Origin of the sequence: Pseudomonas yangonensis, assembly GCF_009932725.1 — a bacterium.
Taxonomy (GTDB): Bacteria; Pseudomonadota; Gammaproteobacteria; order Pseudomonadales; family Pseudomonadaceae; genus Aquipseudomonas; species Aquipseudomonas yangonensis.
The window spans coordinates 32267-46407 of record NZ_BLJU01000039.1 but is presented as its reverse complement, the minus strand read 5'-3'; the positions used below and the strand labels follow the sequence as shown (position 1 = coordinate 46407).

General features: G+C 62.3%; 17 protein-coding genes. 16 read left to right on the top strand and 1 reads right to left on the bottom strand.

What is annotated here, in order from left to right; genetic code table 11:
- Positions 1-27 precede the first annotated feature (27 nt).
- Positions 28-843 carry a type III secretion system regulator SuhB gene (suhB, locus tag GYB81_RS23210; protein WP_061241128.1) on the bottom strand — a complete coding sequence of 272 codons (816 nt, stop codon included), beginning with the start codon at positions 841-843 and terminating at the stop codon, positions 28-30.
- Between the two features lie 145 nt (positions 844-988).
- Between suhB and trmJ the strand changes: the two genes are divergently transcribed.
- From trmJ to hisS, 16 genes are all read left to right on the top strand, one after another.
- Positions 989-1768: a tRNA (cytosine(32)/uridine(32)-2'-O)-methyltransferase TrmJ gene (gene trmJ / locus GYB81_RS23205; RefSeq protein ID WP_161867595.1), complete on the top strand. Its 780-nt coding sequence runs from the start codon at positions 989-991 to the stop codon at positions 1766-1768.
- Positions 1761-2546, top strand: coding sequence for a serine O-acetyltransferase (cysE, locus tag GYB81_RS23200; protein WP_161867566.1), 786 nt, complete (start codon positions 1761-1763; stop codon positions 2544-2546). The genes trmJ and cysE overlap by 8 nt, the downstream gene beginning before the upstream one ends.
- 136 nt (positions 2547-2682) lie before the next feature.
- Positions 2683-3180: a Fe-S cluster assembly transcriptional regulator IscR gene (gene iscR, locus GYB81_RS23195; protein ID WP_013716861.1), complete on the top strand. Its 498-nt coding sequence runs from the start codon at positions 2683-2685 to the stop codon at positions 3178-3180.
- 29 nt (positions 3181-3209) lie between these two features.
- Positions 3210-4424, top strand: coding sequence for an IscS subfamily cysteine desulfurase (locus GYB81_RS23190; RefSeq protein ID WP_161867567.1), 1215 nt, complete (start codon positions 3210-3212; stop codon positions 4422-4424).
- Positions 4425-4496: 72 nt separating this feature from the next.
- Positions 4497-4883, top strand: a complete 387-nt coding sequence (gene iscU, locus GYB81_RS23185) for a Fe-S cluster assembly scaffold IscU (RefSeq protein WP_017362576.1) — start codon at positions 4497-4499, stop codon at positions 4881-4883.
- A 13-nt stretch (positions 4884-4896) separates the two neighbouring features.
- Positions 4897-5220 carry an iron-sulfur cluster assembly protein IscA gene (iscA, locus tag GYB81_RS23180; protein ID WP_003246232.1) on the top strand — a complete coding sequence of 108 codons (324 nt, stop codon included), beginning with the start codon at positions 4897-4899 and terminating at the stop codon, positions 5218-5220.
- A gap of 8 nt (positions 5221-5228) precedes the next feature.
- On the top strand, positions 5229-5750 hold the full coding sequence (hscB, locus tag GYB81_RS23175; RefSeq protein ID WP_161867568.1) for a co-chaperone HscB: 522 nt from the start codon (positions 5229-5231) through the stop codon (positions 5748-5750).
- A 44-nt stretch (positions 5751-5794) separates the two neighbouring features.
- The gene (gene hscA / locus GYB81_RS23170) at positions 5795-7660 is read left to right on the top strand and encodes a Fe-S protein assembly chaperone HscA (RefSeq protein ID WP_161867569.1); all 1866 of its coding nucleotides are present in this window, start codon (positions 5795-5797) and stop codon (positions 7658-7660) included.
- Positions 7661-7663: 3 nt separating this feature from the next.
- Positions 7664-8005 carry an ISC system 2Fe-2S type ferredoxin gene (gene fdx, locus GYB81_RS23165; RefSeq protein ID WP_003459694.1) on the top strand — a complete coding sequence of 114 codons (342 nt, stop codon included), beginning with the start codon at positions 7664-7666 and terminating at the stop codon, positions 8003-8005.
- Between the two features lie 18 nt (positions 8006-8023).
- Positions 8024-8224, top strand: a complete 201-nt coding sequence (gene iscX, locus GYB81_RS23160) for a Fe-S cluster assembly protein IscX (RefSeq protein ID WP_024309256.1) — start codon at positions 8024-8026, stop codon at positions 8222-8224.
- Positions 8225-8325: 101 nt separating this feature from the next.
- Positions 8326-8757: a nucleoside-diphosphate kinase gene (ndk, locus tag GYB81_RS23155; protein WP_017675177.1), complete on the top strand. Its 432-nt coding sequence runs from the start codon at positions 8326-8328 to the stop codon at positions 8755-8757.
- A gap of 26 nt (positions 8758-8783) precedes the next feature.
- Complete coding sequence (gene rlmN, locus GYB81_RS23150; RefSeq protein WP_161867570.1) at positions 8784-9932, top strand: dual-specificity RNA methyltransferase RlmN; 1149 nt, start codon at positions 8784-8786, stop codon at positions 9930-9932.
- Between the two features lie 13 nt (positions 9933-9945).
- Positions 9946-10707: a type IV pilus biogenesis/stability protein PilW gene (gene pilW / locus GYB81_RS23145; RefSeq protein WP_161867571.1), complete on the top strand. Its 762-nt coding sequence runs from the start codon at positions 9946-9948 to the stop codon at positions 10705-10707.
- Positions 10704-11702: a RodZ domain-containing protein gene (locus GYB81_RS23140; protein WP_161867572.1), complete on the top strand. Its 999-nt coding sequence runs from the start codon at positions 10704-10706 to the stop codon at positions 11700-11702. The genes pilW and GYB81_RS23140 overlap by 4 nt, the downstream gene beginning before the upstream one ends.
- A gap of 3 nt (positions 11703-11705) precedes the next feature.
- Positions 11706-12818, top strand: coding sequence for a flavodoxin-dependent (E)-4-hydroxy-3-methylbut-2-enyl-diphosphate synthase (ispG, locus tag GYB81_RS23135; RefSeq protein WP_161867573.1), 1113 nt, complete (start codon positions 11706-11708; stop codon positions 12816-12818).
- Positions 12819-12839: 21 nt separating this feature from the next.
- Complete coding sequence (hisS, locus tag GYB81_RS23130; protein WP_161867574.1) at positions 12840-14126, top strand: histidine--tRNA ligase; 1287 nt, start codon at positions 12840-12842, stop codon at positions 14124-14126.
- The last annotated feature ends 15 nt before the right edge of the window (positions 14127-14141 follow it).

Here is a 14141-nt window from a genome sequence, read left to right as displayed (position 1 = left end):
GGCGTTTTTTTATTACTCGATGAAAGCTCAGCGCTTCATCGAGGGTGCCAGGTGCGGCTGGATTGCGGTCAGCACGGCTTTGAAGCACTTGGTGTTGCCGGCCACGATCTGGCCCTTCTCGAGGAATTCATGGCTGCCGCTGAAATCGCTGACCAGGCCGCCAGCCTCCTGGATCAGCAGTGCGCCTGCCGCCATGTCCCACTCGGACAGGCCGAACTCCCAGAACGCGTCGAAACGGCCGGCCGCAACGTAAGCCAGGTCCAGGCTGGCAGCGCCTGCGCGGCGGATGCCGGCGGTCTGGCCAGTCAGGCTGCGGAACATGTTCAGGTAGTTGTCCAGGTGATCGAGCTGGCCGTCGCGGAACGGAAAGCCGGTGCCGAGCAGGGCGCCTTCCAGACTCTTGCGATTGCTCACGCGCAGGCGGCGGCCGTTGAGGGCGGCGCCACGACCGCGGCTGGCGGTAAATTCTTCCTGGCGAACCGGGTCGAGAACGATGGCATGCTCGAGACGACCGCGGTATTTGCAGGCGATGCTGATGGCGAAGTGCGGCACGCCGCGAACGAAGTTGGTGGTGCCGTCCAGCGGGTCGATGATCCACTGATAGTCGGCGCCTTCGCCGCTGCCTTCCAGTACCCCGCCTTCTTCGCCCAGGAAGCTGTGGGTCGGGTAGGCCTTGCGAATGGCCTGGACGATCATCAGTTCGGCGGCCTTGTCGACCTCAGTGACGTAATCCTTGGCATCCTTCTCGTCGACCGAGATGACATCCAGGCGCTCGATGGAGCGAAAGATCATTTCACCGGCGCTGCGAGCGGCGCGCAGGGCGATATTCAGCATGGGCTGCATGGGAGGTTCACCTGGGGCGTTAAAGAAAGCCGGCCATGTTAGCAGAAAACCGATATTGATGAAGCGCCGTCTGTACCTTGCATGGCAATCACGCCAGGCCTTGGGTAAGATCGTCGGCCCCTAATCGTTTCTGAGAGTGTCTGCGTTGCTGGACAATATTCGCGTCGTTCTGGTGGGTACCAGTCATCCGGGCAATATCGGCGGTGCCGCACGGGCGATGAAAAACATGGGGCTGTCACGCCTGGTGTTGGTGGCTCCTGAGGATTTCCCCAGCGGAGATGCCGTCGCGCGTGCCTCTGGCGCCACCGATGTGCTGGACGCTGCGCAAGTGGTCGGTACGCTGGAAGAGGCCTTGGTTGGCTGCACGTTGGTCGTCGGAACCAGTGCGCGTGATCGGCGCATTCCCTGGCCGCTGCTCGATCCGCGCGAGTGCGGTGTGGCCAGCTGCGAGCAGGCTGCTGCCGGCGGCGAAGTGGCGTTGGTGTTTGGCCGCGAATATGCCGGCCTGACCAACGAGGAGCTGCAGCGATGTCAATACCACGTGCATATCCCGTCCAACCCGGAGTTCAGCTCGCTGAACCTGGCGGCGGCGGTGCAGGTGCTGGCCTATGAGGTGCGCATGGCCTGGCTGACGGCGCAGAATCTGCCGAGCAAGGTGGAGAAGCTGGAAACCACGGCGATGCTCAACTCCCAGGCGGCGACGGCGGATGAGCTCGAGTCTTTCTACGGCCATTTGCGCCGCGTGCTGGTGATGATCGGTTTTCTCGATCCGCAGAAGCCGCGGCACCTGATGACCCGCCTGCGTCGACTTTACGGGCGCAGTGCGGTGAGCAAGCTGGAAATGAATATCCTGCGCGGCATCCTTACCGAGACGGAGAAGGCCGTGCGTGGAGAGCCTCACAAGCAGGGGAAGTCTGATGTTTGAACGCATGCGAGAAGATATCCAGAGCGTTTTTCACCGTGATCCGGCGGCGCGCAATGCCTTCGAGGTGGTGACCTGCTACCCGGGGTTGCATGCCGTCTGGCTGCATCGAGTGGCTCATGCGCTGTGGCGTTCGGGGTGGAAGTGGCCGGCGCGCGTGGTATCGAATTTCGGACGCTGGATGACGGGGATCGAGATTCATCCGGGGGCGAAGATCGGCCGGCGCTTCTTCATCGACCACGGCATGGGCATCGTCATCGGTGAGACCGCCGAAATCGGCAATGATGTGACGCTGTATCAGGGGGTGACCCTGGGCGGCACCAGCTGGAACAAGGGCAAGCGCCACCCGACGCTGGAAGATGGCGTCGTCGTCGGGGCCGGTGCCAAGGTGCTGGGCCCGTTTACGGTCGGCGCCGGTGCCAAGATCGGCTCCAATGCCGTGGTGACCAAGGCGGTGCCGGCCGGCGCCACGGCGGTCGGCATTCCTGGCAAGATCATCGTCAAGTCCGATGACGAGCAGGAGGCCAAGCGTCAGGCCATGGCCGAGAAGATCGGCTTCGATGCCTATGGCGTCGGTCAGGACATGCCGGACCCGGTCGCGCGAGCCATCGGCCAGCTGCTCGATCATCTGCACGCGGTCGACGGGCGTCTGGAAGGGGTGTGCAAGGCGCTGACGGCATTGGGGAGCGACTATTGCGCCAAGGACCTGCCGAGCCTGCGCGACGAGGACTTCGCCGACGTGTGCAAGGATCAGCAGTCGGGCGACAAGCCTGCTGCCTGATGCATGCAGGGGCGGCGTTTGCTATGATGCCGCCTCCTTTCGCGGTCAATCCCGAGTAAATCAATAGGTCTTATAGTTGACTTAAATACTCGGGAATCGCATACTTCGTCGCAATTCAGTGATTCGTGGTAGAACCATGCGACTGACCACCAAAGGCCGTTACGCCGTTACCGCCATGCTCGATCTGGCGCTGCACGCGCAGCACGGTCCCGTTTCCCTGGCCGATATTTCCGAGCGGCAGGGCATTTCCCTGTCCTATCTCGAGCAACTGTTCGCCAAGCTGCGCCGCGGCAACCTGGTTTCCAGCGTGCGTGGGCCCGGTGGTGGCTATCAGCTGTCGCGCGACATGCGCGGCATTCAGGTGGCGCAGGTGATCGATGCGGTCAATGAGTCCGTGGATGCCACGCGCTGCCAGGGGCAGGGCGATTGCCACTCTGGCGATACCTGTCTGACCCATCATTTGTGGTGCGATCTCAGTCAGCAAATTCATGAGTTCCTCAGTGGCATCAGTCTGGCCGATCTGGTCGTGCGCCGTGAGGTTCAGGAGGTCGCGTTGCGCCAGGATCAGCGTCGCTGCTCCGGCAGAAGCACTACGCCGCATTTGGATAAGATTGAAGCGTCTGCCATCGAGTGAGCAGGGCGTTTGCCTGATAGGAGAAACCAATGAAATTGCCCATTTACCTCGATTATTCCGCCACCACGCCGGTCGATCCGCGTGTCGCGCAGAAAATGAGCGAGTGCCTGCTGGTCGACGGTAACTTCGGCAACCCGGCGTCGCGCTCGCACGTATTCGGCTGGAAGGCCGAGGAGGCAGTGGAGAACGCGCGCCGTCAGGTCGCCGAGCTGGTCAATGCCGATCCGCGCGAAATCGTCTGGACCAGCGGCGCCACCGAATCCGACAACCTGGCGATCAAGGGCGTGGCGCACTTCTACGCCAGCAAGGGCAAGCACATCATTACCTCGAAGATCGAGCACAAGGCGGTGCTGGACACCACGCGTCAGCTCGAGCGTGAAGGCTTCGAAGTGACCTACCTGGAGCCCGGTGAGGATGGCCTGATCACGCCGGCCATGGTCGAAACCGTGCTGCGTGACGACACCACCCTGGTGTCGCTGATGCACGTCAACAACGAAATCGGCACCATCAACGACATCGCTGCCATCGGCGAGCTGACCCGCTCCCGCGGCGTGCTGCTGCATGTCGATGCGGCGCAGTCCACCGGCAAGGTGGAGATCGACCTGGAGAAGATGAAGGTCGACCTGATGTCCTTCTCCGCGCACAAGACTTATGGCCCCAAAGGCGTTGGTGCTCTCTACGTGCGCCGCAAGCCGCGCGTGCGTCTGGAGGCGCAGACTCACGGTGGCGGTCACGAGCGCGGCATGCGCTCGGGTACCCTGGCCACTCACCAGTGTGTTGGCATGGGCGAGGCCTTCCGCATTGCCAAGGAAGAAATGGCGGCGGAGAACCAGCGCATCACCGCTCTGCGTGATCGTTTCTATCGCCAGCTGGAAAACATGGAAGAGCTGTACGTCAACGGCAGCCTGACTGCCCGCGTGCCGCACAATCTCAATCTGAGTTTCAACTACGTCGAGGGCGAGTCGCTGATCATGGCGCTCAAGGACCTCGCCGTATCGTCCGGTTCGGCCTGCACCTCGGCTTCTCTGGAGCCGTCCTACGTGCTGCGCGCCCTTGGCCGCAACGACGAGCTGGCGCATAGCTCGATCCGCTTCACCTTCGGTCGCTTCACCACCGAAGAAGAAGTCGACTACGCCGCTGCCAAGGTCCGCGAAGCCGTGGACAAGCTGCGCGAACTGTCGCCCCTGTGGGATATGTTCAAAGAAGGTGTCGACCTTTCCTCCGTGGAATGGGCAGCACACTGATAGCTGCCGAGGCGGATCGCTCAATTGGCGCTCCGCATGAAGAGCGGCACCTGATGAGAGAGGAAGTACAACATGGCTTACAGTGACAAGGTCATCGACCACTACGAAAACCCGCGCAACGTCGGCAAGCTGAATGCCGAGGACCCGGACGTCGGTACCGGCATGGTCGGCGCACCGGCCTGCGGCGACGTGATGCGTTTGCAGATCAAGGTCAGCGAAAGTGGCGTGATCGAAGACGCCAAGTTCAAGACCTACGGTTGCGGTTCGGCTATCGCCTCCAGCTCCCTCGCCACCGAGTGGATGAAGGGCAAGACCCTCGATGAGGCGGAAAGCATCAAGAATACCCAGCTCGCCGAAGAACTGGCGCTGCCGCCGGTGAAGATTCACTGCTCCGTACTCGCCGAGGACGCCATCAAGGCCGCCGTTCGCGATTACAAGCAGAAGAAAGGCTTGCTCTGATACGAGGTTTGCAATGGCCATCACCATGTCTGAAGCAGCGGCCCGCCATGTGCAGCGCTCTCTCGAGGGGCGCGGCAAGGGCGAGGGCATTCGCCTCGGTGTGCGTACGACCGGTTGTTCCGGCCTGGCCTACGTGCTCGAGTTCGTCGATGAACTGGCGGCAGAGGATCAGGTATTCGAGAGCCATGGCGTCAAGGTGATCATCGATCCCAAGAGCCTGGTCTATCTCGATGGCACCGAGTTGGACTTCGTCAAGGAAGGCCTCAATGAGGGCTTCAAGTTCAATAACCCCAACGTGCGCGGCGAATGCGGTTGCGGCGAAAGCTTCAATGTTTGAGGCCCTGAATGGGTAACCCCTGTCATTTCGCCCTGTTCGACCTGCAGCCGAGCTTTCGTCTGGATCTGGATCAGCTGGCCGCGCGTTATCGTGAGCTGGCTCGTCAGGTTCATCCGGATCGCTTCGCTGACGCCGGTGAGCGTGAGCAGCGCCTGGCGCTGGAGCGCTCTGCCTGCCTCAACGAGGCTTATCAGGTTCTGAAAACGCCGTCGCAGCGAGCGCGCTATCTGCTGGCCATGCGTGGCCCCGAGCTGCCGCTGGAAGTGACGGTGCAGGATCCGGATTTTCTTCTGCAGCAGATGCAACTGCGCGAAGAGTTGGAAGAACTGCAGGATGATGCTGATCTCGCCGGCGTCGCTGCGTTCAAGCGGCGCCTGAAAGCGGCGCAGGAGCAGCTCAACGAGAGCTTCGCAGCATGCTGGGACGACGATGCTCGCCGTGAAGAGGCCGAGCGCCTGATGCGCCGTATGCAGTTCCTCGACAAGCTCTCTCATGAAGTGCGCCAGTTAGAAGAGCGCCTCGACGATTAACCTGTAGGTTGCCGCGGCAGCCTGCCTGATGATTCAAGAAGACCATGGCCTTATTGCAGATCGCCGAGCCAGGACTGAGTCCGCAACCGCACCAGCGTCGGCTGGCGGTGGGAATCGACCTGGGCACCACCAATTCACTGGTTGCTGCGGTGCGCAGTGGCCTGGCTGAACCCCTGGCTGACGATGCCGGCAAGGTCATCCTGCCTTCTGCCGTGCGTTATCACGAAGCAAGTATCGAAGTCGGCGAATCGGCCAAGCGCGCCGCTGCCAGTGATCCATTCAATACCGTGCTGTCGGTCAAGCGCCTGATGGGCCGTGGTATCGCCGACGTTCATCAGCTTGGCGAGCAGTTGCCTTATCGCTTCGCGGCGGGCGAGTCGCATATGCCGTTCATCGAGACGGTGCAGGGTGCGAAGAGCCCGGTCGAGGTTTCTGCAGAAATTCTCAAGACGCTGCGTTTGCGTGCCGAGCAGACTCTGGGTGGCGAGCTGGTCGGTGCGGTGATTACCGTGCCTGCCTACTTCGATGACGCTCAGCGTCAGGCCACCAAGGATGCTGCGCGTCTCGCCGGTCTCACTGTTTTACGTCTGCTCAACGAGCCCACCGCTGCGGCTGTCGCCTACGGTCTGGATCAGAAGGCCGAAGGTGTGGTCGCGATCTACGATCTGGGTGGTGGCACCTTCGATATCTCCATCCTGCGCCTGACCGGCGGTGTGTTCGAAGTATTGGCGACTGGCGGCGACAGCGCGCTGGGTGGTGATGACTTCGATCACGCCATCGCCGACTGGATCATCCAGCAGGCCGGCATCTCCAGCGATCTCGATCCGGCGACCCAGCGTAGCCTGCTGCAGGCCGCCTGCGCAGCGAAGGAAGCGCTGACGGAGGCCGACAGCGTCGAGCTGAGCCATGGCGACTGGCGAGGTTCGTTGTCGCGTCAGCAATTCGAGGCGCTGATCGAGCCGATGGTGGCGCGCAGCCTCAAGGCCTGCCGTCGCGCCGTTCGCGATTCGGGCGTCGAGCTGGAGGAGGTCAGTGCGGTGGTCATGGTCGGTGGCTCGACCCGCGTGCCGCGCGTACGTGAGGCGGTGGGCGAGCTGTTCGGGCGCGCGCCGCTGACCAATATCGACCCTGATCAGGTGGTGGCCATTGGCGCTGCGATCCAGGCCGATGCCCTGGCCGGCAACCAGCGTGGCGATGGCGAGGAGCTGTTGCTGCTGGACGTGATCCCTCTGTCGCTCGGTCTGGAAACCATGGGCGGGCTGATGGAGAAGGTGATTCCGCGCAACACCACCATTCCGGTGGCGCGTGCGCAGGAGTTCACCACCTACAAGGATGGCCAGACGGCCATGATGATTCATGTGCTGCAGGGCGAGCGCGAGCTGATCGCTGATTGCCGCTCCCTGGCACGTTTCGAGCTGCGCGGCATTCCACCCATGGTCGCCGGTGCGGCGAAGATTCGCGTGACCTTCCAGGTCGATGCCGACGGCCTGCTCAGTGTCGCGGCGCGCGAGCTGAGCTCCGGGATCGAGGCGAGCATTCAGGTCAAGCCGTCCTACGGTCTGACCGATGGCGAGATCGCCCGCATGCTGCAGGACTCCTTCCAGAACGCCGGCGACGACAAGGCCGCGCGCGTGCTACGTGAGCAGCAGGTCGATGCCCAGCGCCTGATCGAGGCGGTCGAAGGTGCCCTGGAGGCTGATGGCGAGCGCTTGCTGGATGCCGAGGAGCGCGAGGTCATCGAGCTGCAGGTGCAGGAGTTGCGCGATCTGCTGGCCGGCAGCGACGGCCTGGCCATCGAGCGCCAGACCAAGCGCCTGTCGCAGGTCACCGATGCATTCGCTGCCAGGCGCCTGGATTCGACGGTTAAAGCCGCGCTGGCCGGGCGCAATCTGAACGAGATCGAGGAATAATTGATGCCGCAGGTAATTTTTCTGCCCCACGAGCGATTCTGCCCGGATGGTCTGGTGGTCGAGGCCGAACCCGGTATCTCCATCCTCGAACTGGCCCATGAGCACCATATCGAGATGGAAAGCGCCTGTGGTGGCGTGTGTGCCTGCACCACCTGTCACTGCATCGTACGCGAGGGCTTCGATTCGCTGAACGAGGCTGACGAGCTGGAAGAGGACTATCTGGATAAGGCCTGGGGGCTGGAGGCCCAGTCACGCCTGGCCTGCCAGGCTATCGTCGGTGAGGAAGACCTTACCGTCGAAATTCCCAAGTATTCGCTCAATCATGCGGCCGAAGCGCCGCATTAAGTCCAGGAGGCATCTGTCATGAGTCTGAAATGGGCCGATGTACTGGACATCGCCATCGAGCTGAGCGAGCAGAAGCCGGATGTCGATCCGCGCTACGTGAACTTCGTCGATCTGCATCGCTGGGTGGTAGCGCTGCCGCAGTTCTCCGATGACCCGCAACGCGGCGGTGAGAAGGTGCTGGAAGCGATCCAGGCCGCCTGGATCGAAGAGCTCGATTGAAACAGGCGCTTACGGCGCCTGCCCTACGCTTTTAACCTGAACCCGCGTATAATTCGCGGGTTTAATTTTTCGCTTTAACCCTAAAGTTTCTGGAGCTTCACATGGCTGTTCAACGTACTTTCTCCATCATCAAGCCTGACGCCGTTGCCAAGAACGTCATCGGTGAGATCACCACCCGTTTCGAAAAGGCCGGTCTGCGCGTCGTCGCTTCGAAGATGGTGCAACTGTCCGAGCGCGAAGCTGCCGGTTTCTACGCTGAGCACAGCGAGCGCGGCTTCTTCAAGGATCTGGTTGCCTTTATGACTTCCGGTCCGGTCATCGTTCAGGTTCTGGAAGGCGAGAACGCCGTTGCCAAGAACCGCGAACTGATGGGCGCCACCAACCCGAAAGAAGCTGCTGCCGGCACCATCCGTGCTGACTTCGCCGTTTCCATCGACGAGAACGCCGTTCACGGTTCGGACTCCGAAGCTTCCGCTGCGCGCGAGATCGCTTATTTCTTCTCCGCCACCGAGCTGTGCGCGCGCATTCGCTGATTGGCGAATGAAGCGAGGGTGAAGCCATGACCAATACCACCGGCAAGATCAACCTGCTGGGCCTGACCCAGCCGGAAATGGAACAGTTCTTCGAGTCCATCGGCGAGAAGCGCTTCCGTGCCGGCCAGGTGATGAAGTGGATTCACCACTTTGGCGTCGATGATTTCGCCGCCATGACGAACGTCGGCAAGGCCTTGCGCGAGAAGCTCGAGGCCTCTGCCGAGATTCGCGGCCCGGAAGTGGTCAGCGAAAATATTTCTGCCGATGGCACGCGCAAGTGGGTGGTGCGTGTGGCGTCGGGCAGCTGCGTGGAAACCGTGTATATCCCGCAGAACGGCCGCGGCACCCTGTGCGTGTCGTCGCAGGCCGGTTGTGCCCTGGATTGCAGTTTCTGTTCCACCGGCAAACAGGGTTTCAACAGCGATCTGACCAGCGCCGAGATCATCGGCCAGGTATGGATTGCCAACAAATCCTTCGGCAGCGTGCCGGCGAAGATCGATCGCGCCATCACCAATGTGGTGATGATGGGCATGGGCGAGCCACTGCTGAACTTCGACAACGTCGTATCCGCCATGCAGATCATGATGGACGACCTCGGCTACGGCATCTCCAAGCGCAAGGTGACGCTGTCCACCTCCGGCGTGGTGCCGATGATCGACAAGCTGGCCGACGTCATCGACGTGTCCCTGGCCCTGTCGCTGCACGCGCCGAACGATGAGTTGCGCAATCAGCTGGTGCCGATCAACAAGAAGTATCCGCTGGACATGCTGCTGGCAGCTTGCAAGCGCTATATATCCAAGCTGGGCGAGAAGCGCGTGCTGACCATCGAGTACACCTTGCTCAAGGGCGTCAACGATCAGCCCGAGCACGCTGAGCAGATGGTCGCACTTCTGGCCGATGTGCCTTGCAAGATCAATCTGATTCCGTTTAATCCCTTCCCCTTCTCGGGGTACGAGCGGCCGAGCAATAACGCCATTCGCCGCTTCCAGGACCTGTTGCACAAGGCCGGGCATAACGTCACGGTACGCACCACCCGTGGTGACGATATCGACGCTGCCTGTGGCCAGCTGGTCGGCCAGGTCATGGACCGTACTCGGCGCAGCGAGCGTTACATTGCCGTGCGCCAGCTGGGCAGCGAGGCACCAGAGCCTCGTACTGCCGCCAATCGAAATTGAAGAGAGGATGCCTATGACCTTGCGCCCTGCGCTGTTATTGCTCGTTGCCAGTCTGCTTGGTGGGTGTGTGACCACTGGCGATGTCGACCCCATGCGTACGGCGAAAGGGCGTGACCAGGCACGCGACGCTTATGTTCAGTTAGGCATCGCCTACATCCAGCAGGGCGATACACAGCTCGCCAAGGTGCCGCTGAAGAATGCCCTCGAACTGGATTCGTCCAATGCCGACGCGCATGCCGCTCTGGCCATGGCCTTTCAGTTGGAAATGGAGCCGAAACTGGCCGACGAGCATTTTCGCAAGGCGCTGTCCCAGCGGCCAACGGATGCCCGTCTGCTGAACAATTACGGCGGCTTCCTGTTCGAGCAAAAGCGCTATCAGGAGGCCATGAGCACCTACCTCAAGGCCGCCGAGGACAATCTCTACCCGGAACGTTCCCGTGTGTTCGAGAACCTGGGCATGACGGCTCTGCAACTTGGCCAGCGTGAGCAGGCCAAAGAGTATTTCCAGCGGGCCTTGCGTCTGAGCAGCCGCCAGCCACGCGCCATGCTGGAAATGGCCGCGCTGTCCTTCGAGGACAAAGAATACGTGCCGGCCCGTCGTTACTACGAAAGCTATAGCGAAATGGCACCGCAGAACGCACGCAGCCTGCTTCTGGGGGCGCGCCTGGCCGAGATTTTCGAGGACCGTGACCAGGCGGCCAGCCTGGGACTGCAACTGCGGCGCCTGTATCCGGCTTCTCAGGAATATCAGCAATATGTTTCGGGGCAACGATGAAAGCGGCGGATAGTGAAGTGAACCAGCCGATGCCGAGCAACCCGGGCGATAGCCTGCGTCAGGCCCGTGAGCTCAAGGGCTGGAGTGTCGCCGAGGTGGCGGCGCAGCTCAATCTGACTCCTCAGCGTCTCGCCCAGCTCGAGGCGGGGGCCTTCGACAAGCTGCCGGGGACCACCTTCGCCCGTGGTTACATTCGTGCCTATGCCAAGCTGCTCGAAATGGACCAGAACCGCCTGGTAATGGAGTTCGACCAGTTCACCGGTACCGATGCCACTGGTAGCAGCGTGCATGCTCTGGGGCGTATCGAAGAACCTGTACGTTATTCGCAAAGTATTCTGCGCCTGGTCAGCTTCCTGTTGTTGCTGGCGTTGATCGGTGGCGGTTTTGTCTGGTGGCAGGACCAGGGGCGTCCAGTCACCAGCCTGGCTGATCTGGGGCTCGAGCATGTGGAAGTCGAAGGCGCCGATGGCACTACCCAGGTGCACTCGCTGGCCGAGCCGGAAGACCAGGCCGTGGTAGCGGCCCAGGGCGGCGAGCAGACCAGCCCGTTGTTGCTGCCAACGGAGCCGGGCGAAGCTCCGGAAGAAACCGCTACCGCCGAACAGCCTGCTGCAGAGTCCGGCGCGGCTGAGGGCGAGACAGCTGACGCAGGAGCCGAGGCTCCGGTCGCTCCCGAACAGGATCAACCTGCTGTGACCGCCACCGCGCCGGCCCCCGTCGCCGAGCCCGCCGCACCTGCTGCGGTGCCTGCCGGTCAGGGTGCGCTGAAGGTGCAGTTCACCGCCGATTGCTGGACGCAGGTGACCGATGCCGATGGCAAGGTCCTGCTCAGCGCCCTCAAGCGTAGTGGTGAGCGTATCGAACTGACCGGCAAGGCGCCGCTGAAGTTGCACCTGGGCTTTGCTCGTGGCGCTCAGGTGACCTACAACGGCGAAAGCGTTGACGTCACGCCGCATATCTCTGGCGAAACCGCGCGCCTGACACTGGGGATGTAAAGCATGCATTGCGAATCGCCGATCAAGCGCCGACTGTCGCGCAAGATCTGGGTTGGCTCGGTACCGGTAGGCGGCGATGCGCCGATTGCCGTACAGAGCATGACCAACACCGACACCAACGATGTGGCCGCCACCGTGGCGCAGATCCGTCGTCTGGAAGATGCCGGTGCCGACATCGTGCGCGTGTCCGTACCGGACATGGACGCCGCCGAGGCCTTCGGCCGCATCAAGCAGCAGGTGCGCGTACCGCTGGTGGCCGACATTCACTTCGACTACCAGATCGCCCTGCGCGTGGCCGAGCTGGGCGTCGACTGCCTGCGCATCAACCCGGGCAACATCGGCCGCGAGGATCGCGTCAAGGCGGTGGTCGAGGCTGCACGCGACAAGGGCATCCCGATCCGCATCGGCGTCAACGCCGGCTCCCTGGAAAAGGACCTGCAGAAGAAGTACGGCGAGCCGACGCCCGAGGCCTTGGTCGAGTCCGCCTTGCGCCACGTCGAGCATCTCGATCGCCTGAACTTCCCTGACTTCAAGGTCAGCGTGAAGGCCTCCGACGTGTTCATGGCCGTCGAGGCCTATCGCCTGTTGGCCAAGCAGATCGAGCAACCGTTACACCTGGGCATCACCGAAGCCGGTGGCCTGCGCTCCGGTACCGTGAAGTCGGCGGTTGGCCTGGGCATGCTGCTGGCCGAGGGCATTGGCGATACCATCCGCATCTCCCTGGCTGCCGATCCGGTGGAGGAGATCAAGGTCGGTTTCGACATTCTCAAGTCGCTGCGCCTGCGTTCGCGCGGCATCAACTTCATCGCCTGCCCGAGCTGCTCGCGGCAGAACTTCGATGTGGTCAAGACCATGAACGAGCTGGAAGCTCGCGTCGAGGACCTGCTGGTGCCGCTGGACGTGGCCGTGATCGGCTGCGTGGTCAACGGCCCCGGCGAAGCCAAGGAGGCGCATATCGGCCTCACTGGCGGTAGCCCGAACAACCTGGTCTACATCGACGGCAAACCGGCCTCGAAGCTGACCAACGAAAATCTGGTGGACGAGCTGGAAAAGCTCATCCGCGACAAGGCTGCCGAAAAGGTCGCCGCCGATGCCGCCGTGATCGTGCGCGGCTGATCCGTGCTTTAAGGAAAACAATTGAGCAAGTCCCTGCAAGCCATTCGTGGCATGAACGACATCCTGCCGGAGCAGACGCCTGCCTGGCGCTACCTGGAAAGCACCTTGGTCAGCCTGCTCGATGGCTATGGCTACAAGGAGATCCGCCTGCCCATCGTCGAGTACACCGAGCTGTTTGCCCGCGGTATCGGCGAAGGCACCGACGTGGTCGACAAGGAAATGTACACCTTCCTCGACCGCAACGAAGAGTCGCTGACCTTGCGCCCTGAAGGCACTGCCGGCTGCGTGCGCGCCGTGCTCGAGCATGGCCTGAGCGGTGGTGGTCAGGTGCAGAAACTGTGGTACGCCGGCCCCATGTTCCGCTACGAGAAGCCGCAGAAGGGTCGCTACCGCCAGTTCCACCAGGTCGGGGTGGAAGCCTTCAACCTGCCGGGGCCGGATGTCGACGCCGAACTGATCGTGCTCACCTGGCGTCTGTGGAAGCAGCTCGGCCTGGCCGATGCCGTGACCCTGCAGATCAACAGTCTGGGCTCCAGCGAGGCACGCGCTGCCTATCGCGACGCTCTGGTGGCCTACCTGCAGGAGCGCTTCGACCAGCTTGACGAAGACAGTCAGCGCCGACTGACCACCAACCCGCTGCGCATCCTCGACAGCAAGAACGAGGCGACTCAGGCCGTGCTGGTCGGTGCGCCGACCTTGGGCGACTACCTCGACGAGGAGTCGCGTCTGCACTTCGAGGGCGTCAAGGCGCGTTTGGACGCTGCAGGTATTCGCTATCAGATCAACCACAAGCTGGTGCGCGGTCTGGATTATTACAACCGCACCGTGTTCGAGTGGGTCACCGACAAGCTCGGCGCTCAGGGTACGGTGTGCGCCGGTGGCCGCTACGACGGACTGGTGGCGCAGCTGGGTGGCAAGGCCACGCCGGGTGTCGGCTTCGCCATGGGCGTCGAGCGCCTGGTGCTGCTGCTGGAAACCCTGGACTTGTTGCCGGCCGAGCTCAACCGCGCCGCCGATGTCTACGTCTGCGCCTTTGGCGAGACGGCGGAGCTGGCGGCGCTGACTCTGGTGGAGCGTCTGCGCGACGAGCTGCCGGGGCTGCGCCTGTTGCTCAATAGCGGTGGCGGCAGTTTCAAGAGCCAGTTCAAGAAGGCCGACAAGAGTGGCGCGCGCTATGCGCTGATTCTGGGGGACGACGAATTGGCAGGGCGCGTGGTAGGTTGCAAGCCGCTGCGCGACGACAGTGAACAACAAAGCGTTGCCTGGGATGCTCTGGCTGAGCATCTGGCCGCCTGCCAGCAGGCCTGAGCAGGCTCTCGATTA